Origin of the sequence: Steroidobacter agaridevorans (genome assembly GCF_009932555.1) — a bacterium.
Classification (GTDB): domain Bacteria; phylum Pseudomonadota; class Gammaproteobacteria; order Steroidobacterales; family Steroidobacteraceae; genus Steroidobacter; species Steroidobacter agaridevorans.
On the sequence record NZ_BLJO01000006.1, the window covers coordinates 590329 to 614447 of the forward strand.

Sequence of the window (24119 nt, forward strand, 5' to 3'; positions counted from 1 at the left end):
GGCTCGAGCAACAGCACCTTGGAATCGTCTATGACCGTGCGCGCAATGTTTGTTTCATTCGGCTGTCTGTTGGCAGCGAGTGCCGGCGCCGCTCCGCCCAGCAAGAACGACTATGCCAGCGGCATGTCGGTCCGGGCGAACTACTCACAGCCGATGGTCGAGACCGTGCTGCCCGATGATGTGTATCGCGCCGTGACTCGTGCCGACCTCGGCGATCTGCGCGTGTTCAACGCAGACGGCATGCCGGTGCCGCATGCGTTTTGCGCGGGTCTGTCGAGCACGACAGCAGAAGTCACAGAGAGGTCGCTGCCAGTGTTTGTCCTGCGTGGCCGCGATCCGGTCTACACCGACAACTCGCGCGTTGCCGTCGAAACTCCCTCCGGCACTCGAGTAAACGTGGAGGAATCGTTGGCCGCCCAGCCTGAAGTCGTCAGCGGCCTGATTCATATCATAGATGCGCGCGAGGCGCCGCGGTTGCGGGCGATTCGCTTCGATTGGCGCAGCCCCGATGGCGCTTCCGAGGTGAAAGTTCGCATCGAGGCCAGCGAAGATCTGGATCGGTGGCAGACCATCGTGCCGGCCAGCACGTTGTTACTTGCGCAGCAGGGCGATCAGGAATTACGTCGCGAGCGCATCGAGTTGCTGAACCGGGACTACAAATATCTCCGGGTGCAGCGAGTCGACAGCGGTCCGCCGTTGATCCTGAATTCGGTCACGGCCGAGCAGGTTGGGGCGGCGGAAGAAATCGAACCTCTGTGGTTCAACGCGCTGCATATGGCATCCAAGGAAGCGGATGTTTTGTATTTCGATTCCGAGCATCTGGCGCCGGTCACGTATGCGCGCGTGCGTCTGGCTCAACAGAACAGCACGGTCAGCGTGAGTTTGCAGAGCCGGCCGGATGAAGAGTCGCCCTGGCGCAGTCGCTGGACCGGCGAAAGTTATGTCATCGTCTCGGACACGGTGCGGCGGGAAAGTCCGCCGGCGCAGTTCCCGGCGACCACCGATCGGTATTGGCGCCTGCAGATTCTGAAAGATCCCCAGGTGTATCAGGACAGCACGCTCGAGCTGGGTTACCGGCCGGCCAAGCTGCGATTTGTCACGCAGGGCCCGGGCCCGTTTACGGTGGCGTTCGGCAGTCGCCGGGCCGAACCCGCCCAACCGGCGGCTTGCGATGGCCTGCTCGCGAACATCAGCGGCGCCGACCGCGAGCGGATGATCGAACAGGGCTTCGTGGACCCGGTCGTCCAATTGGGCGGCGCCGATGCCTTGAAACCGGTGCCGAAAAAGACCCCGGCCAAGGTAGTGGTTTTGTGGGTAGTCCTGGTGGTCGGGGTGGCGCTGCTGGTCGGAATGGCCCTGTCGTTGCTGAAGCGGGTAAGGCATCCCACGAACTAGGCAGCCGACCGGACAATTCGTCCGGCGTCTGAACTAGAATGGGCGCCCTTTTCCCTGGGCCGGGTGCGCGGGCACCTTGATTCCCATGCGCTTTCCGCAAGATTTCGATGTCATCGTGGTAGGCGGCGGTCACGCCGGCACCGAGGCTGCTCTGGCCTCGGCCCGGATGGGCGTGCGCACGCTGCTGCTCACGCAGAGCATCGAGACCCTGGGCCAGATGAGCTGCAATCCCGCCATCGGCGGCATCGGCAAGGGCCATCTGGTGAAGGAAATCGATGCGCTCGGCGGCGCCATGGCGCAGGCCGCGGATCGCGGCGGAATCCAGTTTCGTACCCTGAATGCCAGCAAAGGCCCGGCGGTTCGCGCCACCCGGGCACAGGCCGATCGCGTGCTCTACAAGGCCGCGGTCCGCTCGATGCTGGAGAATCAGCCCAACCTGACATTGTTTCAGCAGGAAGTCGCCGATCTCATCGTCGAGCACGAGCGCGTTCATGGCGTCGTGACTCAGACCGGCATCGAGTTTCGTGCGCGGGCTGTGGTGCTCACGGTGGGCACGTTCCTCGCTGGCAAAATTCACGTCGGTCTCACCAACTATCAGGGTGGACGTGCGGGCGATCCGCCGTCGAATCGGCTCGCTGATCGGTTGCGCGCGCTGCCTTTCCGCGTCGGTCGTTTGAAGACCGGGACGCCGCCCCGAATCGATGGCCGCACGATCAATTACGACGGCCTGCTGGTGCAGCCAGGCGATGAGCCGGCGCCGGTGTTCTCCTATCTCGGCCGCCGCAGCGATCATCCGCGCCAGGTGAATTGCCATATCACCGCGACCAACGAGCGCACGCACGACATCATTCGCGCGGGCTGCGATCGTTCGCCCATGTACACAGGCGTCATCGAAGGCGTCGGGCCGCGCTATTGCCCGTCGGTGGAAGACAAGATCCATCGCTTCGCCGACAAGACCTCGCATCAGATTTTCATCGAGCCCGAAGGGCTGACGACTCACGAGATCTATCCCAACGGAATTTCCACCAGCCTGCCCTTCGATGTGCAGCTGGACCTGGTGCGCTCGATCAAAGGTTTCGAGAACGCGCATATCACGCGGCCGGGCTATGCGATCGAGTACGACTACTTCGATCCGCGCGACCTGCGTTACAGCCTGGAGACGAAGTTCATCGGCGGCTTGTTCTTCGCCGGTCAGATCAATGGCACGACGGGCTACGAAGAGGCGGCAGCGCAAGGGTTGCTCGCGGGTTTGAACGCGGCCCTGCTGACGCAAGAGCGCGAAGCGTGGACGCCTCGTCGCGATGAGGCGTACATCGGCGTGCTGGTCGATGACCTGATCACGCGCGGCACGAGCGAGCCCTATCGCATGTTCACGAGCCGCGCCGAATATCGACTGCTGCTGCGAGAAGACAACGCCGATCTGCGCTTGACCGCGAAGGGCCGCGAGCTGGGATTGGTCGACGACGAGCGTTGGGCTTTCTTCAACACCAAGCGCGCAGCGATCGATGCCGAAGTGACGCGCCTGGATAAAGCAATCGTCCGGCCGCAGCATCTCACCGAAGAGCGTTCGCTCGAATTGCTCGGCACGACGCTGAGTCGCGAGGCACACGGCTTCGATTTGTTGCGACGGCCGGAAGTGTCGTACGCAGCGCTCGCGTCGATCGAGCAGGTCGGCAAGGCCGATTGGATGAAGGCTGCCGATGTCGACGAACGGCTGGCCGAGCAGGTGCAGCTGCAAGTCGAAGTGCAGGCCAAGTACACCGGCTACATCGATCGTCAGCAGGACGAAATCGAGCGGCAGCGACGTCATGAAGATACGCGTTTGCCGGACAGCATCGATTACGCGCAGGTGCGTGGGCTGTCGATGGAAGTGCGCCAGCGCTTGCAGGAAGCCCGGCCGGATACGGTCGGTCGTGCAGCGCGGATCCCGGGAGTGACCCCGGCGGCGATTTCACTTTTGCTGGTTCATCTGAAGCGCCGTCAGGGTGTTCCCTCACAGCGAGCCAGCTGATTTCGCGCCTTTTCCACGGAACTCGAAGTTGCTTCACAACTTGCGGAAGGGGCATGGCGGCGCCGCTCGCCATTCCGTAAAGTCTGACGGTCCCCGGTCGATGTTTTGAACGAGGCTCACAAGCGCAGCCTGTGACCTCATTCGTCGTTTCCCCGAGGGCTGACTGCTACAGTTGCTCCACTCTTTTGACTTTGCACGTCCATGATCTGGTTCGTTCTCTTTGCCAGCACGGTGTTCGGCCTGTACTTCTGGCGTCAGTACGCACAGAGGCAGCGCGAGTTGAACAGCCCGCTCGCCAGCCATCGCTCCGGCCATAGTCACATCGGCCAGGTCGTGGTGTTGGAGCAGGGGCTGCAGAACGGCGCGGGCCGCATCCGTCTGGGCAATCGCGATTGGAACATTCGCGGGCCGAATCTGCCGCCGGGCGCGAAAGTTCGGGTCACCGGCGTGGACGGCACGGTGCTGCTGGTCGATCGAGTCGCCGCCTGAAGGTAGCCCGGGAAAAGTCGCGCCTTTTGCCGGGCGTGTCGAAAGGGCCTCGGCCGCTTTCGACCATCAAAATTGACTAGCGGCAGCCGTTTTCTTTCTTCGCGCGCTCGCCGTTATCTTTCCATAACGTTTCGGCTTGCGACTTCGCCGCATCCAGCACCTGCGTGGGCTGGCCTTTTTCCAGCATCGGAATGCTTTGCGCGAAGCCCAGCGACGTGACGATGTAGGCGTCGCCCATGCAGCCGGCTTCATTCAACTGATCTCCGAAATACTGCCACGCCAGCAGTTGCACGCGCGGCATCTGCCGGCCCCATGGCATGCGCACCATGGACAAGAACGCCGTCGGCTCGCCATCGCGTGCGGCGTCGGTGCCGAACGCCAGTGCGGTACGCGCATCGGCGGGATGACCATCGCAGCCGAGCGACATGCAGTTCGCCAGGTCCAGTTTTGCTTTCGGCATGCTGCGGCCGGCGACCTTGAGCAGATCGCGGATCTTGCTGACGTTCTCGGTGGTCTCGCCGCGCTGAACGGCCATCAACAGATTGCTCGCCGCTGCATACATCGCAGGTGCGTAATTTTTACTGATCGCTGTCTGTAACAGGGCTTCGCGCTTGGCGGGATCGCGAACGAACTGCGCCAACTCGGCAGCGCTCGCCGGATCGCCGGCTTCCGCTGACGCACGCAAGCGCGATTCGATACCGGCAAAATCGAAGCGCGCCTGGCTGCAACCTTGTTTGGCGCGTGGACTGAATTCAGCTTGGGCTTTGAGCACGCCGGCAACCCGACCGGCCCGTTCCGCCGGAAATTGTTTGGCGACTTGCGGCAGCTGTGCCTGCCAATCCTGTTGGCGCGACTGGGACACCGAATTGCACAAGTGCTGAATGCGCACGAGGGCAATGTTCGCATCCCGATTTCCCTGCGCGGCGAGCGTGCTCAAGCCCGCGACGGCTTTGTCCGCCTCGCCACGCGCGATCTGATCGATCGCTTCATCGCCGATGCTCAGCCCGCGAAAGTTTCGAAACGTGGTGACCCGCTGCAGCGTTTGCTGAAACTGGGTTTCATCCGTCGGCGCGATGGTCACTGGTGGCGCTTCCGGCGGGGCTTCGGGAGGAGCCGCCTGCTTGGGCTTTTCGATGGCGGAGGCGGCGCTTTGAATCAAGAGCAGCGCTGCCGCGATGGCAGCGCTGCGTAGCGTTCCGTGAAAGCTGCGATTCATGTGAATAGCCGCCCCCCACGACGGGTGAGTACGGGTGCCTTTTCGAGGCGACTTAACGTCGCCTCGAACCGTGCGAACGCCGGTACACGGAAGTACCGGCTGGCCGACGTCCCAGGGATGGTTACTTGAGACCCGGCTCATTCGGAATCAGATCGTACTCGACCTGCACGTTGCCGTTGAATCCCATCTGGCCGCTTTGATAGGAGCCGGCCGCGTCGGAAGCCATCTCGGCGCGAGCCATGTTGGCCTTCATCATCGGCACTGGCGGCGGCACGAAGCCGGAGCTGGCGGAAATCGTACGCGGCGCGCCCAGACGAGCGTTGGCGGCCTTGGCCACGGCTTCCGCATTCAGCTTCGCGTCAGCAACGGCCTTCGCGAGCGCCTCGCGCTCCAGATCGCGCCGCTTGGTCGAGTCCAGGCGCGGATCGCCGACCGAATTCACGCCGAGGTCGAACGACTTCTCCATCAGCTGACCGAGCTTGTCCAGATCGCGCAGCTCGATTTCGATCTGACGCGACACGAAGTAGCCGATCAGGTTGCGTTCCTTGGCGTTGTTGTCCCAGTTGTACTCGGGCTGCACGTTGACGCGCGTGGTGCGCACGTATTTCTGATCGATCTTCAAATCGCGCGTCAGTTTCAGCACGGCGTCGACGGTCTTCGAGACTTCGTTGCGCGCGTCTTCCATCTTCGGCTTGCGCGCCTCGACGCCCAACGTGACCAGGGCGCGATCCGGCTCAGCCTGAATCTCACCTTGACCGGAGACGCTGATGGTGCGCGGACGCTCGACTTCCGCGCCGGCAGCCCAGCCGGATACCAACAACGCGCAAGCGGCGGCGGTGCTGAGCTGAAGAGTTCTGAATGTCATGTGAATGTTCCTTGCTTACAAGCCGCTGATCCGCGGCAGGTCAGAAGCTTTGTCCATGGCGCCGGCGGCAAGTTCAGCGTCCGGCCGCACGAGAAAAAAATATCGCCGCGCTCAACCCAACAAGCGTCGTATCAACGTTTGTAGCTCGGATCGGTCACGGCGCAACCCGTCTCCCAGGCCCGCGACGATCATTTCGAGCTCAGCGGTGGCGCGCTCGAAGTCGTCGTTGACGACGACGTAGTCGAACTCGTTCCAATGTGACATGTCGGCGATCGAGTCGCGCAGGCGGCGCGCGATGACCTCGTCGTTGTCCGTTTGCCGGCCGCGCAGACGTTGTTCGAGCGCTTCGCGCGACGGCGGCAGGATGAAAATGGACTGACATTCGGGCATGGCGCGGCGAATCTGTTGCGCGCCCTGCCAGTCGATTTCGAGCAGCACGTTCTCGCCCTTGCGAAGCATGCTTTCGACTTGAGGTTTCGAAGTGCCGTAATAGTTGTCGAACACCCGGGCGTGCTCGAGGAACTCGCCGGCGGCGACCATGCGCTCGAATTCGGCATGATCGACGAAGAAGTAATCGCGGCCGTCTTGTTCGTTGGGCCGCGGCTTGCGAGTCGTATAAGAAATAGAAAAGCGCAGCGACGTCACGCGCGCCATCAACGCGCGGACCAGCGTCGTCTTGCCCGCACCCGACGGCGCGGCGATCACAAAGAGTTTTCCTCGGGTTACCGACACTGCACTCATTCCACGTTCTGTACTTGTTCGCGCATCTGCTCGATGGCGACTTTCATGTCCACCGCGGCGCGCGTGGTTTCGCTGTCCTGAGACTTGGATGAGAGCGTGTTGGCTTCGCGATTCAGCTCCTGCATCAGGAAGTCCAGGCGGCGGCCGGCGGGCTCGGCGGAATTCAGCACCGAGGTCACTTCCTCCAGATGCGCGCCGAGGCGGTCCAATTCCTCGTCGACATCCATCTTGTGCGCGTACAGCACCAGTTCCTGCTCCAGGCGCTCGGGATCCGCCGTCGTGCCGAGTTGCGCGATCCGCTCGACGATACGTTCTCGCATGCGCCGCGAAACTTCCGGCAAGCGCGCGCGCACTGCTTGGACTTGTGTGCGCATTGTCGAACACCGGGCCAGCAACAACTCGCGAATCCGTTGTCCTTCGCGCAGGCGGGTGTCGTTCAACTCGTTCAGCGCTTCCTGCACGAGCTCCAACGCGGCCGCGAGCACCGGCTTGATGTCCACTTCCGCTTCGCGCACCACACCGGGCCAGCGCAACACATCGATCGGACTGACCGGCGCGGGATACTTCAGCTGGCCCCGGACCTGCTCCACGCGGGCGACCAACTCGTCCAGCAACTGCGAATCCAGCTCCAGCGAGCGCTGCGTGCCGGCGGCCGACTTCAGGTACAGGTTGGCGTCCACCTTGCCCCGGCGCAGCGCCGCCGTGATCGCCTGGCGCACGTCGTTGTCCAGCGCCTTCAGCTCTTCCGGCAGGCGCAGCGAGGTCTCGAGGTAGCGATGGTTCACGGTGCGCAGCTCGCACACCAGCGTACCCCATGGGCCCTGGCGCTCGCGCCGGGCGAAACCTGTCATGCTGCGGATCATTATTTCGTGCCGTTGGGAGAGATTAAGGCAAACGCTGTCTTACACGGTGCGTGACGCGATGCTATAAAGCGACGCCTTGAAAGGGGCAAGTGTATCAGCTGAAGAGCCGTCCGGCCGGAGCCCGCGCTTGCGGATCGAGCATGCAGATTTAAGTCTGATCGGTGATCGTGAGGACAACCAGGACCGTGTGACCGTCGCTGCCACCGATAAGGCCGCGCTGCTCGTGGTCATCGATGGCATGGGCGGTCATTCCGATGGCAGCCGCGCCGCCGATACGGCGCTGAAAAGCCTCCTCGATTCCTTCCAGCAAACGCCCTTGCCGATGTTCGATCCCATCGGCTTTCTGCATTTGTCGCTGAGCCGCGCGCATGACGACGTCGCCCGCCTGGGCAACGGCCAGAGCATCGATGCGCGCCCGCGCGCCACGATCGCTGTGTGCCTGGTCCAGGAAGGCGCAGCTTACTGGGCGCATGTCGGCGACAGTCGCATCTATCACATCCGCCACGGCAAGCTGGTGACGCGCACCCGCGACCACAGCCATGTCGAGCTGCTGTTGCGCGAAGGCAAGATCACCGAGGAAGAGCTGCCCAATCACCCGATGCGCAATTTCGTCGAATGCTGCCTCGGCGGCGATCCGGCGATCCCGGAGATGACCATCAGCGGCCGGCATGCACTGCAGGCTGGCGACGTGCTGCTGTTGTGTACCGATGGCATCTGGGCAAATCTGCGCGACATGGATATCGCCGCATTTTTCCGTGACGACACGCAGCAACTGCGGGCCTGGCTGGAAGCCCTGGGCCGCCGCGCAGTTCAGGCGGCGTCGCCTTTCAGCGATAATTCCACCGCTGCGGTCATGCGCTACATCGGCGCCTGAGCCGCAATCCAATCGGCTTCCGAGGAGGGTGAGCGCGGATGCCTTTTCGGGGCGACTTAACGTCGCCACGAACCGCGCGAACGCCGGTACACGGATGTAACGGCTGGCCGACGCTCCAGGGAAGGCTGCTTGAGGTAACTTTTAATGAAATCCAGACCCAGTGGCCGCGCTCCCGATGAGCTGCGGCCGATCCGCATTACTCGTCGTTTCACCCGTCATGCCGAAGGCTCGGTGTTGATCGAGTGCGGTGACACGCGCGTGCTTTGTACCGCGAGCGTCGAGGAAACCATCCCCTCCTTCCTGCGCAACTCAGGCAAGGGCTGGGTGACCGCTGAATACGGCATGCTTCCGCGTGCGACTCACACTCGCAACAAGCGCGAGGCGGCGTCCGGTAAGCAAGGCGGTCGCACGCTGGAGATCCAGCGCCTGATCGGCAGAGCCTTGCGCGCGGTGATCGATTTGAAGGCGCTCGGCGAGCGCACGATCACCGTCGACTGCGACGTTCTGCAAGCGGATGGCGGCACGCGCACGGCCTCGATTACCGGCGGCTATGTGGCGATGGTCGATGCCGTGAATTCACTCGTGCGCAAGGGCGTGCTGCGCGACAGCCCGATCCATGGCCAGGTGGCGGCGATCTCGGTCGGCATCTGGGCGGGACAGCCGGTGCTGGATCTGGATTACGCCGAAGACTCCGAGGCCGAGACCGACATGAACATCGTCATGAACAATGGCGGCGGTTTCATCGAGGTGCAGGGCACGGCCGAGGGGCATGCCTTCCGGCGCGACGAGCTCGATGCCCTGTTGAACCTGGCCGCGAACGGTTGCGGTCAGCTGCTGGCGCGCCAGCTCGAAGCGTTGCACGCGGATTGAGCGGGCCCCGATGCGTCTGGTGATCGCCACCGGCAATGCCGGCAAATTGAAGGAGCTGCGCGAGCTGCTGCCGCCGCCGGCATTCGAGGTCCTGCCGCAGTCGCAGTTCACCTCGGTGAGTGTCGAGGAGACCGGGCTGACGTTCGTCGAGAACGCCATCCTGAAAGCGCGGCACGCGGCGGAAGCGTCTGGATTGCCGGCCATCGCCGACGATTCGGGCCTCGAAGTCGATGCCCTCGAGGGCGCGCCCGGCATCTACTCGGCGCGCTATGCCGGTGAAGGTGCGAGCGACGAAGACAATCTGCGCAAGTTGCTCGCCGCGCTCGAAGGCAAATCGCCGGCAGAGCGCACGGCTCGTTATCAATGCGCGTTGGTGTACCTGCGCGCGCCGCGCGATCCGTCGCCGCTGATCTGTCAGGCGAGCTGGGAAGGCCGCATCACCAGCAATCGTCGTGGCACGGGCGGCTTCGGCTACGACCCGATTTTCGAGCTGGCCGATCGCCCGCTGACAGTGGCGGAGTTGCCCGCGGCGGAGAAGAATCAGCTCAGCCATCGCGGCCAGGCGCTGCGAGGTCTGATCACCCAAGTGCGCGGGATCTACCCGATCGCGTCATAGCGAGTTGCTTGTGTCCCTGGTTCTGCCTCCACTCTCCTTGTACGTGCACATGCCCTGGTGTGTGCGTAAGTGTCCGTACTGCGACTTCAACTCGCATGCGGCGCCCGAGTTGGTGCCGCAGGCTCAATACATCGACGCCTTGCTCGAAGATCTGCAGAACGACCTGGCGGCGGCACAAGGCCGCGCGCTGACTTCGATCTTCTTCGGCGGCGGCACGCCCAGCCTGTTCGCACCCGATCAGATCGGCCGACTGCTCGAAGGGGTGCGCCGACAGATCCGCTTCGATCCGGGCATCGAGATCACGCTCGAAGCGAATCCCGGCACCATCGAGCACGGCCGCTTCTCGGGCTACCGCGATGCTGGCGTGAATCGCGTGTCGCTGGGCGCGCAGACGTTCAACGAGGAACAGTTGAAGTTGCTCGGACGCATTCACGGCGCCGGCGACATCGCGCGAGCGGTGGAAGAGCTAGGGCAGGCCGGCATCGACAACTTCAATCTGGATCTGATGTACGGCTTGCCGGCGCAGAACGTCTCGCAAGCACTGCAGGACCTGGCAAGCGCGCTCGCACTTCAGCCGACTCACCTCTCGCAGTATCAACTCACGCTGGAGCCGGGCACCGTGTTCTATCACCGCCCGCCTCCATTGCCCGATCCGGACGACTGTTGGCAGATGCAGATCGATTCTCAGGAGCTGCTGGCGACGCGCGGCTATGAGCAGTACGAAGTTTCGGCGTACGCGCGAACGGGGCGCAGGAGCCGCCACAATCTGAATTACTGGGAGTTCGGCGACTACATCGGCATCGGCGCCGGCGCGCACGGCAAGCTGACGCGACCCGATGCCGGCGGAGCGATCGTCCGGACCGCTCGAGTGAAGCAACCTCGGGAGTATTTGTCCCGCGCAGCGGATTCTAGGGTGAGCGAGCAGCGCGTGGTGCCGGCCGGGGATTTGCCGTTCGAGTTCATGTTGAACGGCCTGCGACTGATCGACGGCTTCGACGAGGAGACGTTCGAGTCACGCACCGGCTTGTCGTTCGCCGTGCTCGAGCAGAGCGTGAGCCAGGCGGAACGAAAAGGGCTGCTCGAGCGCGATGGGGATCGACATTGGCGGGCGACGGCGGAGGGGCAGCGCTTCCTCAACGATCTGCAGGAGCTGTTCTTACCCACGTAGGAAAAATCCGAACGTCGCGACGGAGCGAAAAGTTCCCTTCCCCCGACCGCAAACAGTGTGATCCGTCCCACAAAATTTTCTTTGAAAACCGATCCCTTAGCACTGCACACGGCGGGGTTATGCACACACCGGTTAGCGTGTCGTCCGCGCCCCACGTTGATGACAAAATCAAATGCGATATATCAGCAGGGCTTCGTAAGTCATTGATAGCGCAGGGTGAAATACCCTGGTGAAAAATTGAGCAATTTGACAGCGTCACAATTCTGCAAGGTCCGAGGTCGCTGCGGTGGTGAGTCATCCACAAACTTATCCACAGACTTTGTGGATAACCGCCGTCAAGTACCTACGAATCCATTCGGCCCTCGATTGCGATAAGTTTTTTTCTTGCGAGGGTGGCGTGCGGTCGCTACACTTCGCCCCCTTTTTTCGGCCCCGTCCGACCCAAGATATAGCGCCATGAAAGACGGCATCCATCCCGAGTACAAAGAGATCAACGTGGTCTGCAGCTGCGGTAACTCTTTCGTTACCCGCTCCACGCTGGGCCATGACCTGCAGATCGAAGTCTGCTCCAACTGCCATCCGTTCTACACGGGCAAGCAGAAGATCGTCGATACCGGCGGTCGCGTGGACAAGTTCCGCAAGAAGTACGCTCGCTAAGATGCGAGCCGGCTGAAGCTGGGGCGTTAAGCAGGCATTCAGCAGGCGGGCTCTACATCGAAGGGGCGCTCCGGTTTCCGGGGCGCCCTTTTGTCGTTCGCGTTATTCGTGCCACCCTTTCCGAGGGGAAAGGGAATCCAGTCAGGGAACTCGCGACGATTTGCATCGACATAGAGCTATGGAGTGCAATGGCCGCCTCGCCGTTGCCGAGTTGGACGCCGCCATGCCGCTGAAAAACTCTGTTCGCGCCGTGTTGCTCATGACCCTCGCCGCCGGGCCGGCTGCGCTGCTCAGTGGCTGCGCTTCCAATCCCGTGACCGGCAGCCCCGATCTGGTGTTCCAGAGCGAATCCGGCGAGATCAAGCGTTCCAAGGAAGTTCATCCGCTGATCATGCAGCAGTTCGGCGGGCCCTATGAGGACCAGCAGCTGCAGGCCTATGTCAATGAAGTGGGCCAGCGCACCGCCAAGGCCAGCCATCGGCCCGAGCTCGAATATCACTTCATGGTGCTCGATAGCGAGGACATCAACGCCTTCACCACCGGCGGCGGCTACGTCTACATCACTCGCGGCATCATGAATTACCTCAACTCGGAGGCCGAGCTGGCCGCCGTGCTGGGTCACGAAGTCGGCCACGTCACCGCGCGCCATCCAGTGCGGCAGCAGAGCAAGTCGACGCTTTCGAACATCGGCGCCGCCGCCGTCGGTCTCTTCACGGGCAGCGCCGATCTTGCGGGTCTCGCCAACTATGCCGGCGCGGCATTGGTCAGCGGCTACGGCCGCGACCAGGAGCTCGAGGCCGATCAGCTCGGCGCGGAATATCTGAAGAACGTCGGCTTCGCGCCCACCAGCATGATCGACGTGGTCCGGCTGCTGAAGAACCAGGAGATGTACGAGATCGCTCGCGCCCGCGAGGAAAAGCGGGAGCCGCGCGTGTATCACGGCGTATTCGCGACTCACCCGGACAACGATCAGCGTCTGACCGAAGTGGTGAAAGCGGCGGAGAAGCTCAAAGGCGGGCCGACCGACAATCTCGATCCCGGCCGCGAGAAATATCTGAAGACCATCGAAGGCCTGCCGATGGGACCGAGCCGCTCGCAGGGCGTGCTCAAGGGTAATCGCTTCTATCACGCCGATATGGGGCTGACGATCGCCTTCCCGAGCGGCTGGAGCGTCGAGAACCAGGCCGATCGCGTCGTCGCGCTCTCTCCGCAGAAGGACAGCGTTCTGCAGATGCAGACTCAGGCGCCGCCGCCGAACACGGGGCCGCGTGAATTTCTTTCACGCTTGCTCGCGCGCTCCAGCGCCAGTCAGTCCGAGGCTATCGAAGTGAATGGTCTGCAGGGTTACACCGCGGTGGTGCGAGCGGCGAACACGCCGTTCGGCATGATGCCGGCCCGCTACGTGGTCCTGTATCACAACAATCTGGCCTACATTTTCGCTGGCGCCAGCAAGGGTTCCACTGGCGCGCCCAAGGCCGACGCGCTGTTCATGTCCTCGGTGAAAACCTTCCGGCGACTGAAGCAGAACGAGTTCGCGCTCGCCGAGCCGTACAAGATCAAGACGATCCGCGCCACCGAGACGACGCGCATCGCCGACCTTGCGAAAACTTCACCTTTGCCCGAGTACGCCGAACAGCAATTGCGCCTGCTCAACGATCTGTACCCGAACAAAGAGCCGCAGCCCGGTCAGCTCATCAAGATCGTGCAGTAGTCGGAGTTATTCGACGCCAGGATTAATCTCGCCGAAGGAAAGATAAGTCCGCCTAATAGACAACGGCGGACTTCGGCGCAGCCGAGTCGGGCCTATAGCATCGCAGCCGCAGCGATGCACATTCCTAATGTCCGACGACAGTCTCCATGCTTGATTCGCTGGCGATGACGTGTAAGTCTGCGCCTCCGATTTTTGCGCTTGCAAAAAGCCGCGACGAACGAATGCCTACGGATGGGCTCGCTCGTTTCTCCACGGCTTGGCCAGATGCTCCCTCACCGAAGCGCCCGGTCAGGCTTCCCCTGTGGCATCTGTTTGCGAAATTAGCTCCCAGGTTATCGTCATGGCTGAAAAGAAGTTTGAACTGACCAATCTGGCGACCGGCAAGAAGTCGCTCGCCGAAGTGAAGAGCGGCACGCTCGGGCCCGATGTGCTCAGCATCGGCAATCTCGCCAAGGAACACGGCATGTTTACCTTCGACCCGGGCTTCATGGCCACGGCGTCGTGCGAAAGTAAAATTACTTTCATCGATGGCGACAACGGCGTGCTGCTGTACCGGGGCTACCCGATCGAGCAGCTGGCCGAGAAGAGCAACTTCCTGGAAGTGTCCTACCTGCTGATCAACGGCGAACTGCCGACCACCGAGCAGCTGGCCGAATTCACGCACGCCATCCAGTACCACACGATGATCAACGAATCGCTGCTGCGATTCTTCAACGGCTTCCAGTACAACGCGCATCCGATGGCGATGCTCTCGGGCGTGGTGGCGTCGATGGCGGCGTTCTATCACGACTCGATGGACATCAATAACCCGCGTCATCGCGAGATCTTCGCCCATCGCATCATCGCGAAGATTCCGACGATCGCCGCGGCCGCGTACAAGCACGCGCTCGGCCAGCCGTTCATGTACCCGCGCAACGATCTGGATTACTGCGCGAACCTGCTGCACATGTTCTTCGCCGTGCCGTGCGAGCAGTACAACATCGATCCGGTGCAGGCGCAGGCGCTGGATCTGTTGTTCATCCTGCACGCCGACCACGAACAGAACGCGAGCACCTCGACCGTGCGTCTCGCCGGCAGCACGGGCACCAATCCGTACGCGGCGATCTCTTCCGGCATCTCGGCCCTGTGGGGCCCGGCGCACGGCGGCGCGAACGAAGCGGTGCTGGCGATGCTCGAGCAGATCGGCACCGTCGAGAACGTGCCGAAGTTCCTCGCCAAGGCCAAGGACAAGAACGACAACTTCAAGCTGATGGGCTTCGGCCATCGCGTCTACAAGAACTTCGACCCGCGCGCGACCATCATCCGCGCCATGGCCCACAAGGTGCTGGCGAAGCTCGGCAAGTCCGACAACCCGCTGTTCGAGCTGGCGTTGAAGCTGGAAGAAATCGCGTTGAAGGACGAGTACTTCGTCGAGCGCAAGCTGTATCCGAACGTGGATTTCTATTCCGGCATCATCTACAGCGCGATCGGCATTCCGCAGTCGATGTTCACGGTGATGTTCGCGATCGCGCGCACCGTCGGCTGGGTGGCGCACTGGCAGGAAATGATTGCCGATCCGACCATGAAGATCAGCCGTCCGCGCCAGCTGTACACCGGCCCGGCGAATCGCAAGTACGTCGAAATCGAGAAGCGCTGATTCTGGCGCGTGAGAGCAGCGACTCAGTAGTAGTCGCTGCTCTCTGATTCCAGTAGAGATTCCAACTCCGCCGCATCCGCGCGGCGCATCGGCTTGCCGTCCACCGGGCTGGCCGGCGACTGGCGAATGCCGTCGATGGGAAACACGACCGCGTCGATTTCCCGATCCCCCGCGACGAACTGCACGACCGGATACGAGACCAGCCGATTCGGCTCGTAACGCAGCCGGCGCTCGGCCAGGTGATGCGGAATGTTCTTGTCCATCAGATGCAGCGTCACCCGTTCCGGGCTGTCCGCGAACAGGTGCAGATTCACTTCCGAATGCGCCGACGCCGTGCCGCTGAGCACCGGCCCTACCAGGCGCGGCTGAAAGCTATCCAGCAACTTCATGGCCTGCAGGGCCGTGCGCCGTAACGCACTCAGCGCCGTCGAGTGTTTATCGCCTTCGAACAAACGATGATGTGCGGCCAGCGCGGCTTCGATCTCGGTGTTCTTCGGCAGCACCGCGATGTCGGTCGCCCCGAGGCGCTCGGCGGCCTTGCGCTTGGCCAGGCCGTAATCATCGATGCCCTGCTCGGACATGATGCGCGCCGCCTCTTGCGCCAATGCCATGCGCAGCTGCTCCGCGCGTGGATTACTTCGTTTGCTCATCTTCGTTCCCGTACTCAGCACCGCTCGACTCGTGCCACCCCAGGCACATGGATGTGCCCGCCGCCGCCGGCGAGCGCAGGGGGAAAAGTCGCGCCTTTTTCCCTCTGCGCCACAGCGCGAGTGGCAGGATGCCCGAGTCGCTGTTTCCAACTAGAACAGCGAGTCGTCCTTTTCCTTGTTCTCTTCGTCTTCGTCGCCGGGCAGCGCCGTGTCGACTTCGGCTTGCGGCGGCAGATGTCCGGCCATGAAGGTCTCGAAAATAGCGTTCGGATCGCCGGGCCGCGCGGCCAGGCCGGTATCCGCCGAGATCCGCATCGATACGAGCCCCGGCGGCGCTGTGCGTTTTTGTTCAGGCACACCTTTCAACGCTTCGGACATGAAGTAGATCCACATCGGCAGCGCGGTGCGGCTGCCTTCTTCACCCGGACCGAGCGAACGTTCCTGATCGAAGCCCACCCAGGCGGTGCCGACCAGCGAGCTGTTGAAGCCGCAGAACCAGGCGTCGCGGCGGTCGTTGGTCGTGCCGGTCTTGCCGGCGATGTCGCCACGCTTCAATTGCAGGGCGCGCACGGCGGTGCCGCGTTTGACGACGTCCGCCATCATGTCGGTGATCAAATAATCGTTCTGCGGCGAGAGCACCTGCGGCGCCAGAAACTTTTCCTGCAGATACGTGCGGCCGCCCCAACGCGTCTCGTCGTTGGTGGCCGTGGTGATCGGCGCATCGAGCAGATTGGTCGTGCCGCCTTCAGTCTCGGCCGGCGTCGGCTGGACGCAGTCGGCGCAGGCGAACTTCGGCTGGGCCTCGAACTCGACCTTGCCGTTGGTGTCGATGATGCGTTGGATGAAATAGGGCTCGATGCGGAACCCTCCGTTCGCGAACACCGAGTAAGCGCTGGCCATCTCCAAAGGAGACACCTGCGCGGTGCCCAGCGCCAGCGACAGATTGCGCGGCAAGCTGTCCTCTGGAAAGCCGAAGCGCGAAATGAACTGCGTTGCGTACGCAGGTCCCAACGAATTCATCACACGGATCGAAACCAGATTGCGCGAGCGGACCAGCGCTTCGCGCAGACGCATCGGACCGCGAAATTCGCGGGAGTTGTTCTGCGGCCGCCAGCTGCCTTCGAGCGCCGCATCCTCGATCACCAGCGGCGCGTCGTTGACGATGCTGGCCGGCGTGAAGCCTTGATCGAGCGCCGCCGAATAGAGGAAAGGTTTGAACGAGGATCCCGGCTGGCGCTTGGCCTGCACCGCGCGGTTGTAGTTGCTGGCGAAATAATCGAAGCCGCCGGTGAGCGCGGCGATGCCGCCATCTTGCGGATCCATGGCGACGAACGCGCCCTGCGCTTCCGGTACCTGCACCATGCGCCAGTTGCCGGACACTTCTTGAGCGACATAGATGATGTCGCCGACCGCGAGCACATCGGCTGCGCGTTGCAACTGTGGGCCGACGCTGCCATCGGGCAGCGGGCTGCGCGCCCAGCTGATTGCACTCCAACCCAAGTTGATGCGGCCGCCGTTGCGTGAGTAAGCAACCGCGCTCTTTTCTTCCGTCGCGATCACCACCGCAGGCTCGAGACCGCCGCGCACTGCATATTCCTCGAGCGCCTGCGACCATTCCTTTTCACGCGCGCCCGACGGCAACGGGACGCGCCCCGCGGGGCCGCGATATCCATGGCGCTGATCGTAATCGAGCAATGCGCCACGCAATGCTTTCACTGCTGCGTGTTGCAGGCGGCTGTCGACCGTCGTGATGACTTCATAGCCCGCGGTGTAGGCGTCCGCGCCCAGTCGATTGAACAAGTCGGCTCGGACCATCTCCGCGATATAGGGAGCTTCGACTTCGACCGCGGGTCCGTGCAGCTTCGACTCGACGGGCGCATTCAATGCCGACTCATATTCGGCCTGCGTGATGAATTCCTTCTCGCGCATCCGACGCAATACATACGAACGCCGCTGCCGGGCGAGCTCCGCATTCGCGACGGGATTGTCGCGTGACGGCAGACGGAACGTGCCGGCGATCACCGCGATCTCGGGCAGCGTCAGTTGATCCACCGCCTTGCCGTAATAAACCTCGGCCGCGGCGCCGATGCCGTAAGCGCGCTGGCCAAGAAACATCTTGTTCAGATAGAGCGCGAGAATCTCCTGCTTGGTGAGCTCCTGCTCGATCCGCAGCGTGGTGAAGATTTCCACCATCTTGCGTCGATAACTCTTCTCCGGACTCAGGAACACACCGCGAGCCAGCTGCATCGTGATCGTGCTGCCGCCCTCGGCTTTGTTGCCCGACAGGAGGTGACGGATCACGGCGCGCGCCAGGCCCGGATAGTCGACGCCACCGTGCTGGAAGAAGCGGTCGTCCTCGGCCGCCAGCACCGCGTTGATCATCTGGCTGGGGATGGCTTCGAAGGACAACGGAATGCGGCGCTGCTCACCGAATTGGGCGATCAGCCGCCCGTCGCGGCTGAACACCCGCAACGGCACCTGCAGCCGGATGTCTTTGATGGCGCTCACGTCCGGCAGGCTGGGACGGAGGTACTGATAGGCGCCGGCGAGTCCGAGGACCGCCGCGCCGCCCGCTCCGATCAGGCCCGCGAGGATCAGCCGAAGAGGGGATTTGAGGTAACGTCGCATGGCAACTAAAAATCCTAAGTCCTTGCTTTGCCAGTTGCTATATCAAAAGCTGCTAGGCAATATTAGCCCCGAACCCATGAACATAATCTAGCTTTGGGGCGAAGCTCCGCGGCATCGCGCCATCGGTCCGGGGACCCACCGATAGTAGCAATGCCTCCTCTGGCTGAATTTGAGGCCAGACCCTGAAGATCGTTGCACACGACTCTGAGGTTTCACACCGATTGGGTCTGCGGCACGAAACCGCAAACGGCGTTCAGGGATATCGGCAAGAGAGCGCGGCCACCGAGGCGAGACTCGACGCCGTTCAGGGGGTAAGGCTCTGATCTGCTTCGTCTCTGGCGAATGAACGCGGCCGAAATGCGCTGACTACTGCAAAAAAAGCACTTTTGCTGCGGGAATACCGCGATGGTATTTCGTGAGGCTCCTCACATTCAACTTAAGTCACGGCTGTATATAGTTGCCGCCCGTGTTTCGCGTCCGATCTCCGATCGTGCCCTAAGTGGTTGATCAAGAAAGGGAACCAGCGTGCTGTTAACCGCAAAATCCAGACCCATCCTGGGACTGGACATCACTACCTCCTCGGTCAAGCTCATTGAATTGAGCATGAGCGGCGGTCAATACCGCGTGGAGTCCTATGCCGCGGAAGCCACTCCGCCGAACTCCATCAACGAAAAGGCCATCGTCGACGCCAATGCCGTCGGCGAGGCGATCAAGCGAGCCGTAAAGCGTTCAGGTGCGCGCGCCAAGGAAGCGGCGGTGGCGATCAGCGGCGACGCCGCGATTACCAAAGTCATCCAGATGCCACGCACGCTGGGTGAGAACGAGCTGGAAGGCCAGGTGGAAATGCAGGCCGACCAGTACATCCCCTTCCCCATGGAAGAAGTCAGCTTCGACTTCGAAGTGATCGGTCCTTCCGAGAAGGATCCGGACATGCTCGACGTGTTGCTGGTCGCGACCCGCTCCGAGAACGTCGAACAGCGGATCGCCGCGTGCGCCGCCGCCGGCCTGACCGCGCGGATCGTAGATGTGGAAGCGTTCGCGCTCGAGAATGCCTGCCGCTTGCTGACTCACCAGATGCCCGATGGCGGCCTCGGCCGCGTGATCGCAGTGGTCGACTTCGGCGCCAGCTCCACCACGTTCAGCGTGCTGCGAGATCTGAAAGTCATTTACACGCGCGACTTCGCCTTTGGCGGTCAGCAGTTAACAGAAGAAGTGATGCGCACGTACGGCCTTAGCATGGAAGAGGCTGGCCGCGCCAAGAAAGAAGGCGGTCTGCCGGGCAACTACGAAACCGAAGTGCTCGGCCCGTTCATCGACGATATGTGCCAGCAGGTGAGCCGCTCGCTGCAGTTCTTCCTCGCCTCCGGCGCCGGCCGCGAGCAGCCTGAACAGATTCTGATCTGCGGGGGCTGCGCCAACATCCCGGGCGCCGCGGAAATGATCCAAAGTCGCGTCGGCATCGAATCACAGCGAGGCGATCCTCTGGGTCAGATGAAGGTAAGTCAGAAGGCCAAGGCGCAGGCGGTCAAGAAAGATGCCACCGCATTATTGACAGCGTGCGGTCTCGCGTTACGGAGCTTCGACTGACATGCCAAGAATCAACCTATTGCCCTGGCGGGAAGCGGAACGCAAACGCAAGCGTCAGGAGTTCATGGTCGGCGCGGTCGGCGCGCTGATCGCGGCCTTCCTGGTGTACGTGGTAGTCAACTGGCAGATGCAGTCGGCGATCGACGATCAGATGGCGCGCAACACCTATCTGAAAGATCAGATCAGCGATCTCGACAAGCAGATTGCCGAGATCCTGGATCTGGAAGAGCAGAAGCAACGTTTGCAGGCGCGCATCACCGTGATCGAATCGCTCGAGCTGAGCCGGCCGGAGATCGTGCACGTGTTCGATCAGCTGGTGCGCACCACGCCCGATGGCATCTATCTCACCTCAGTGAAACAGATCGAGAGGAAAATCGAGTTGAAGGGTGTCGCGCAGTCGAGCACGCGCGTGGCCTCTTACATGCGCAACATCGACAGCTCGGAGTGGCTGAAGGATCCGGCGCTGCAGATCCTCGAGACCAAGGGTGCGACCGACGCCGGCTCGCAGTTCACGCTGAACGCGACCCAGGAAAATCCGCAGGCGGCCGCCGCGCCCGAGGCTGGTAAAGCGCCCGCGCCGAAAGCCAACGCGCCGAAGTCGAAGGCGCCACGCCGTACAGGAGCTGCGTCGTGAGCAATTTCATCGATCAAGTCCGCGACCTCGATCCCAACGATCCCAGCCGCTGGCCGCTGCCGTTCCGGCTCGGCGCGATCGCCTTGATCTTCATCGTCGCCGCCGGCCTGATGTCCTACTTCCTGGCGTGGAAGGACAAGAAGCCGGAGCTCGATAAGGCCCGCGCCCAGGAAACCGAGCTGTTGCAGACCTTGGAAACCAAGGCGCGCAAGGCGGCGAATCTGGATGCTTACAAGGCGCAGCTCGCCGAAATGGAGCGCTCCTTCGGTGCGATGCTCCGGAAACTTCCCGATAAGACCGAAGTGCCCAACCTGTTGACCGATATTTCGCAGCAGGGTGCGGGCGCGGGTCTGGATCAGAAGCTGTTCCAGCCGCAGGCGCAGATCAACAAGGATTTCTATGCCGAGCTGCCGATCAAGATGCGGCTCACCGGCAGCTTCCATGCGATCGGCGCGTTCGTCAGCGGCATCGCGGCTCTGCCGCGCATCGTGACGCTGCATGACGTGGAGATCGTGCCGGCAGGCAAGGATGCGGGCAGCGACCAGCTGCAGTTGAACGTCACCGCCAAGACTTATCGTTATCTCGACGAAGAGGAACAAGCCTCCCAGCAACCCCAAGCAACGCAAAAGGGTGGCAAGGCGCAAAAAGGGCCGAAAACGCAGAAGGCGGGTCGCCCGCCGGCAGCCAAGTAACGCCGCGCCTTCGACGCAAAGAGCAGTCACTTATGACGGTACATCACAAGCACCTCCGAACTCTCGCGACCAGCGCGCTCGCCCTGTTGTGGCTGAGCGGCTGCTCCACGGACATGGAAAACCTGCAGGCCCAGGTCGCGGAGATCAAGAGCCGCCCCGGCGAGCGCATCGAGCCGCTGCCGGAGATCAAGGCCTACGAAGGTTTCGTGTACAACGCGTCCAGCATGCGTTCGCCGTTCGTGCCGAGCGCGCCGACGCGCAGCGACGTGGCCAACGCCGTGCGCCCGGACAGCAAGCGCACGCGCGAATTCCTCGAACAGTTTCCGCTCGACACCATGTCGATGGTCGGCACCCTGCAGCTGCAGGGTAAGAACTTCGGTCTGGTCCAGGGCAAGGATGGCTTGGTTCATCGCGTGCTGCCTGGCAACTTCATGGGGCAGAACGACGGCCGCGTCGTCAGCATCACGCCCACGCGCATTTCCATCATCGAGATCGTCCCGGACGGTCTCGGCGGATACATCGAGCGGCCAGCGGCGCTGGCGCTGAACGAATGATTCTCAGGGAGAAACACAGAATGTTGTTCTCAAGCGTGCAACGGTCTGCCGCGGGACTGGTCCTGACCTTGGCCGCGCTGGCCGGGTTCGGCCAGGCTGCCTGGGCGCAGTCCACCAATCGACTGGAAAGCATCCAGGCGCAGGCCACAGCCGGAAACAAAGTGGAGCTCACGCTCCGCCTGGCCGAGAGCGCGCCCACACCGCTCACGTTCACGGTCGACAATCCGGCGCGCATCGCGCTCGATCTGCCTGCCACGTCGGTTGCGATGACCTCGCGCCGAGTCGACGTGAAACAAGGCGTGCTCGACACGGTCAACGTCGCCGAAGCGAATGGCCGCACCCGCGTGGTGCTCAACGTCGACTCGCTGGTGCCGTACGAAACCCGCGTTCAGGGCAACACCATCGTGGTGTCGCTCGCCTCTGCCGGCACCGGCCGCTCGCTGCAGTCGAGCGCGCAGCCCGGCGGCCTCGCCGCAGCCGCTCAGCGTCCAGCCAGCGCCGCCACGGTGTCCGGCGTACGCAGCGTCAACAACATCGACTTCCGCCGCGGCGGTGACGGCTCGGCCCGCATCATCGTCGAGCTGACCGACTCCAAGGTGCCGGCCGACCTGCGCCAGGAAGGCGGCAAGATCGTCGTGAACTTCGCCAAGACCGCGATCCCCGAAAACCTGTTGCAGCGGCTGGACGTGGTCGACTTCGCCACGCCGGTGAGCAGCGTCGACGCCCTGCGCGTCGGCGATGGCACCCGCCTGGTGATCTCGGCTTCCGGCGACTACGAGCAGCTCGCTTATCAGTCCGACAACGTCTACACCATCGAAGTGAAGCCGGTCGTGAAGCTGCCGCCCGAGCTGCGCGAAAAGAAGGAATACGTCGGCGAGCGCCTGACGCTGAACTTCCAGGACATCGAAACCCGCGCCGTGCTGCAGCTGTTGGCCGACACGAGTGGCCAGAACATGGTGATCAGCGACTCGGTCGCCGGTAACGTGACGCTGCGTCTGCAGAGCGTGCCTTGGGATCAGGCGCTCGACGTGGTGATGCGCACCAAGGGCCTCGACTCCCGTCAGGAAGGCAATGTCATCTTCATCGCGCCGGCCAACGAAATCGCCGCCCGCGAAAAAGAACTGCTGACGGCGCGCAAGGAAGCTCAGGAGCTTTCGCCGCTGCGCACCGAGTACCTGCAGGTGAACTACGCCAAGGCTTCCGACCTCGCCACGCTGATCAAGTCGGGCGCCGGCTCGCTGATTTCCGAGCGCGGCAGCGTCGCGATCGACGAGCGCACCAACACCCTGCTGCTGCAGGACACGTCCGAGCGCCTGGCGGACATCCGCCGCCTGGTGTCGACGCTCGATATCCCGGTCAAGCAGGTGATGATCGAAGCGCGCATCGTGATCGTCAGCGACGATTACAGCCGCGACCTCGGCGTGCGCTTCGGCGCCAACGTTGCCTTCCAGCCGGGCGGCAGCGACGGACTGGGCTTGCTCGGCGGTCCGCTGAACACCGAAGAACAGATCGGCATCAGCCCGTATCCGGTCGTGGCCGACGAGGATGGCAATCCGATCGGTACGCCGACCAACGGCAGCAACGGCCAGCTCGGCGGCTTCGGCCTGCCCGAGGCGGCGGCGGATCGTTACCTGGTGAACCTGCCGGCTGCTAACGCGGCGGGCCGGCTGGCGCTGGCCCTGATCGACTCCGACTACCTGGTCGACCTGGAGCTGTCGGCGGCACAGGCTGAAGGCCGCGGCGAGATCATCTCCTCGCCCCGTCTGATCACGGCCAACCAGCGTGAAGCCACGATCGAGCAGGGCGTGGAAATTCCCTACCAGGAATCTTCGTCCAGCGGCGCCACGACCACTCAGTTCAAGAAGGCCGTGCTGAGCCTCAAGGTGACGCCGCAGATCACTCCGGACAACCGAGTGATCCTCGACCTCACCGTGTCCAAGGACAGCGTCGGTCAGCTGGTCGCCAGCGCCACCGGCGGCTTCGTGCCCTCGATCGACACCCGCGAGATCGTGACTCAGGTGCTGGTCAACGACGGCCAGACCGTCGTGCTCGGCGGCATCCTGGAAACCGAACGTCGCGAAGCCGAGGTCAAGGTGCCGTACCTGGGCGACATCCCGGTCGTTGGACGCCTGTTCAAGAACAACACGACCACGGACAACAAGGACGAGCTGCTGATCTTCGTGACCCCGCGCATCCTGCGCGAAGGCTCCAGCCTGTACTGATCAGCTGATCTGTAGCCCGCGCCGCGGGCTGCATCGGACT

At 62.7% G+C, this 24119-nt stretch carries 21 protein-coding genes; 15 read left to right on the forward strand and 6 right to left on the reverse strand.

Annotation, left to right across the window (positions count from 1 at the left end; translation table 11 throughout):
• The first annotated feature begins 30 nt into the window (after positions 1-30).
• From GYH35_RS23620 to GYH35_RS23630, 3 genes are all read left to right on the forward strand, one after another.
• A complete protein-coding gene (locus tag GYH35_RS23620) occupies positions 31-1395 on the forward strand; it encodes a DUF3999 domain-containing protein (RefSeq protein WP_161829631.1) in 1365 nt (454 codons plus the stop codon).
• A gap of 85 nt (positions 1396-1480) precedes the next feature.
• Entirely contained in the window at positions 1481-3406 is a 1926-nt protein-coding gene (mnmG, locus tag GYH35_RS23625; protein WP_161810212.1) for a tRNA uridine-5-carboxymethylaminomethyl(34) synthesis enzyme MnmG, read from the forward strand.
• A gap of 201 nt (positions 3407-3607) precedes the next feature.
• A complete protein-coding gene (locus GYH35_RS23630; protein ID WP_161810211.1) occupies positions 3608-3895 on the forward strand; it encodes an NfeD family protein in 288 nt (95 codons plus the stop codon).
• 76 nt (positions 3896-3971) lie between these two features.
• On the opposite strand, the gene GYH35_RS23635 is transcribed toward GYH35_RS23630, so the two are convergent.
• The 4 genes from GYH35_RS23635 to GYH35_RS23650 all read right to left on the reverse strand — a co-directional run bounded on the left by GYH35_RS23635 (position 3972) and on the right by GYH35_RS23650 (position 7568).
• Positions 3972-5111: a hypothetical protein gene (locus GYH35_RS23635; protein ID WP_161829632.1), complete on the reverse strand. Its 1140-nt coding sequence runs from the start codon at positions 5109-5111 to the stop codon at positions 3972-3974.
• A 121-nt stretch (positions 5112-5232) separates the two neighbouring features.
• On the reverse strand, positions 5233-5976 hold the full coding sequence (locus GYH35_RS23640) for an SIMPL domain-containing protein (protein ID WP_161810209.1): 744 nt from the start codon (positions 5974-5976) through the stop codon (positions 5233-5235).
• A gap of 111 nt (positions 5977-6087) precedes the next feature.
• The gene (gene gmk / locus GYH35_RS23645; protein ID WP_161810208.1) at positions 6088-6717 is read right to left on the reverse strand and encodes a guanylate kinase; all 630 of its coding nucleotides are present in this window, start codon (positions 6715-6717) and stop codon (positions 6088-6090) included.
• Complete coding sequence (locus GYH35_RS23650; RefSeq protein ID WP_235936845.1) at positions 6714-7568, reverse strand: YicC/YloC family endoribonuclease; 855 nt, start codon at positions 7566-7568, stop codon at positions 6714-6716. The genes gmk and GYH35_RS23650 overlap by 4 nt, the downstream gene beginning before the upstream one ends.
• Positions 7569-7707: 139 nt before the next feature.
• Between GYH35_RS23650 and GYH35_RS23655 the strand changes: the two genes are divergently transcribed.
• The 7 genes from GYH35_RS23655 (at position 7708) to GYH35_RS23685 (ending at position 15112) form a co-directional block, all read left to right on the forward strand.
• Positions 7708-8454 (forward strand): PP2C family protein-serine/threonine phosphatase, encoded by a 747-nt coding sequence (locus tag GYH35_RS23655; RefSeq protein WP_161810206.1) that lies wholly within the window; start codon positions 7708-7710, stop codon positions 8452-8454.
• Positions 8455-8598: 144 nt separating this feature from the next.
• The gene (gene rph, locus GYH35_RS23660; RefSeq protein ID WP_161829633.1) at positions 8599-9324 is read left to right on the forward strand and encodes a ribonuclease PH; all 726 of its coding nucleotides are present in this window, start codon (positions 8599-8601) and stop codon (positions 9322-9324) included.
• Positions 9325-9334: 10 nt separating this feature from the next.
• Positions 9335-9940, forward strand: coding sequence for an RdgB/HAM1 family non-canonical purine NTP pyrophosphatase (gene rdgB, locus GYH35_RS23665; RefSeq protein WP_161829634.1), 606 nt, complete (start codon positions 9335-9337; stop codon positions 9938-9940).
• 10 nt (positions 9941-9950) lie between these two features.
• The gene (gene hemW / locus GYH35_RS23670; protein WP_235936846.1) at positions 9951-11108 is read left to right on the forward strand and encodes a radical SAM family heme chaperone HemW; all 1158 of its coding nucleotides are present in this window, start codon (positions 9951-9953) and stop codon (positions 11106-11108) included.
• 456 nt (positions 11109-11564) lie between these two features.
• Positions 11565-11765, forward strand: coding sequence for a 50S ribosomal protein L31 (gene rpmE / locus GYH35_RS23675; protein ID WP_129641557.1), 201 nt, complete (start codon positions 11565-11567; stop codon positions 11763-11765).
• 223 nt (positions 11766-11988) lie between these two features.
• Positions 11989-13476, forward strand: a complete 1488-nt coding sequence (locus tag GYH35_RS23680) for a M48 family metalloprotease (protein ID WP_161810203.1) — start codon at positions 11989-11991, stop codon at positions 13474-13476.
• A 340-nt stretch (positions 13477-13816) separates the two neighbouring features.
• A complete protein-coding gene (locus GYH35_RS23685; protein WP_161829635.1) occupies positions 13817-15112 on the forward strand; it encodes a citrate synthase in 1296 nt (431 codons plus the stop codon).
• Between the two features lie 23 nt (positions 15113-15135).
• Here the strand turns inward: GYH35_RS23685 and GYH35_RS23690 are convergent, their stop codons facing one another.
• Positions 15136-15762, reverse strand: a complete 627-nt coding sequence (locus GYH35_RS23690) for a hypothetical protein (protein ID WP_161810201.1) — start codon at positions 15760-15762, stop codon at positions 15136-15138.
• 150 nt (positions 15763-15912) lie between these two features.
• Positions 15913-18390 carry a penicillin-binding protein 1A gene (locus GYH35_RS23695; protein ID WP_161810200.1) on the reverse strand — a complete coding sequence of 826 codons (2478 nt, stop codon included), beginning with the start codon at positions 18388-18390 and terminating at the stop codon, positions 15913-15915.
• A gap of 525 nt (positions 18391-18915) precedes the next feature.
• Between GYH35_RS23695 and GYH35_RS23700 the strand changes: the two genes are divergently transcribed.
• The 5 genes from GYH35_RS23700 to pilQ are packed head-to-tail and all read left to right on the forward strand — an operon-like array spanning position 18916 to position 24079.
• A complete protein-coding gene (locus tag GYH35_RS23700) occupies positions 18916-19977 on the forward strand; it encodes a pilus assembly protein PilM (RefSeq protein WP_198683065.1) in 1062 nt (353 codons plus the stop codon).
• Between the two features lies 1 nt (position 19978).
• Positions 19979-20611, forward strand: coding sequence for a PilN domain-containing protein (locus GYH35_RS23705; RefSeq protein ID WP_161810199.1), 633 nt, complete (start codon positions 19979-19981; stop codon positions 20609-20611).
• Entirely contained in the window at positions 20608-21303 is a 696-nt protein-coding gene (locus GYH35_RS23710; RefSeq protein ID WP_202624544.1) for a type IV pilus inner membrane component PilO, read from the forward strand. Before GYH35_RS23705 ends, GYH35_RS23710 begins: the two co-directional genes overlap by 4 nt.
• A gap of 32 nt (positions 21304-21335) precedes the next feature.
• Entirely contained in the window at positions 21336-21857 is a 522-nt protein-coding gene (locus tag GYH35_RS23715) for a pilus assembly protein PilP (RefSeq protein WP_161810198.1), read from the forward strand.
• 20 nt (positions 21858-21877) lie between these two features.
• Positions 21878-24079, forward strand: coding sequence for a type IV pilus secretin PilQ (gene pilQ / locus GYH35_RS23720; protein ID WP_161810197.1), 2202 nt, complete (start codon positions 21878-21880; stop codon positions 24077-24079).
• Positions 24080-24119 lie beyond the last annotated feature (40 nt).

Excerpts from the sequence above, each read along its gene's own strand:
- GYH35_RS23620 (WP_161829631.1), top strand. The coding sequence starts at position 31 with ATGACCGTGCGCGCAATGTTTGTTTCATTCGGCTGTCTGTTGGCAGCG.
- mnmG (WP_161810212.1), top strand. The coding sequence starts at position 1,481 with ATGCGCTTTCCGCAAGATTTCGATGTCATCGTGGTAGGCGGCGGTCAC.
- GYH35_RS23630 (WP_161810211.1), top strand. The coding sequence starts at position 3,608 with ATGATCTGGTTCGTTCTCTTTGCCAGCACGGTGTTCGGCCTGTACTTC.
- GYH35_RS23635 (WP_161829632.1), bottom strand. The coding sequence starts at position 5,111 with ATGAATCGCAGCTTTCACGGAACGCTACGCAGCGCTGCCATCGCGGCA.
- GYH35_RS23640 (WP_161810209.1), bottom strand. The coding sequence starts at position 5,976 with ATGACATTCAGAACTCTTCAGCTCAGCACCGCCGCCGCTTGCGCGTTG.
- gmk (WP_161810208.1), bottom strand. The coding sequence starts at position 6,717 with ATGAGTGCAGTGTCGGTAACCCGAGGAAAACTCTTTGTGATCGCCGCG.
- GYH35_RS23650 (WP_235936845.1), bottom strand. The coding sequence starts at position 7,568 with ATGACAGGTTTCGCCCGGCGCGAGCGCCAGGGCCCATGGGGTACGCTG.
- rph (WP_161829633.1), top strand. The coding sequence starts at position 8,599 with ATGAAATCCAGACCCAGTGGCCGCGCTCCCGATGAGCTGCGGCCGATC.
- rdgB (WP_161829634.1), top strand. The coding sequence starts at position 9,335 with ATGCGTCTGGTGATCGCCACCGGCAATGCCGGCAAATTGAAGGAGCTG.
- rpmE (WP_129641557.1), top strand. The coding sequence starts at position 11,565 with ATGAAAGACGGCATCCATCCCGAGTACAAAGAGATCAACGTGGTCTGC.
- GYH35_RS23680 (WP_161810203.1), top strand. The coding sequence starts at position 11,989 with ATGCCGCTGAAAAACTCTGTTCGCGCCGTGTTGCTCATGACCCTCGCC.
- GYH35_RS23685 (WP_161829635.1), top strand. The coding sequence starts at position 13,817 with ATGGCTGAAAAGAAGTTTGAACTGACCAATCTGGCGACCGGCAAGAAG.
- GYH35_RS23690 (WP_161810201.1), bottom strand. The coding sequence starts at position 15,762 with ATGAGCAAACGAAGTAATCCACGCGCGGAGCAGCTGCGCATGGCATTG.
- GYH35_RS23695 (WP_161810200.1), bottom strand. The coding sequence starts at position 18,390 with ATGCGACGTTACCTCAAATCCCCTCTTCGGCTGATCCTCGCGGGCCTG.
- GYH35_RS23705 (WP_161810199.1), top strand. The coding sequence starts at position 19,979 with ATGCCAAGAATCAACCTATTGCCCTGGCGGGAAGCGGAACGCAAACGC.
- GYH35_RS23715 (WP_161810198.1), top strand. The coding sequence starts at position 21,336 with ATGACGGTACATCACAAGCACCTCCGAACTCTCGCGACCAGCGCGCTC.
- pilQ (WP_161810197.1), top strand. The coding sequence starts at position 21,878 with ATGTTGTTCTCAAGCGTGCAACGGTCTGCCGCGGGACTGGTCCTGACC.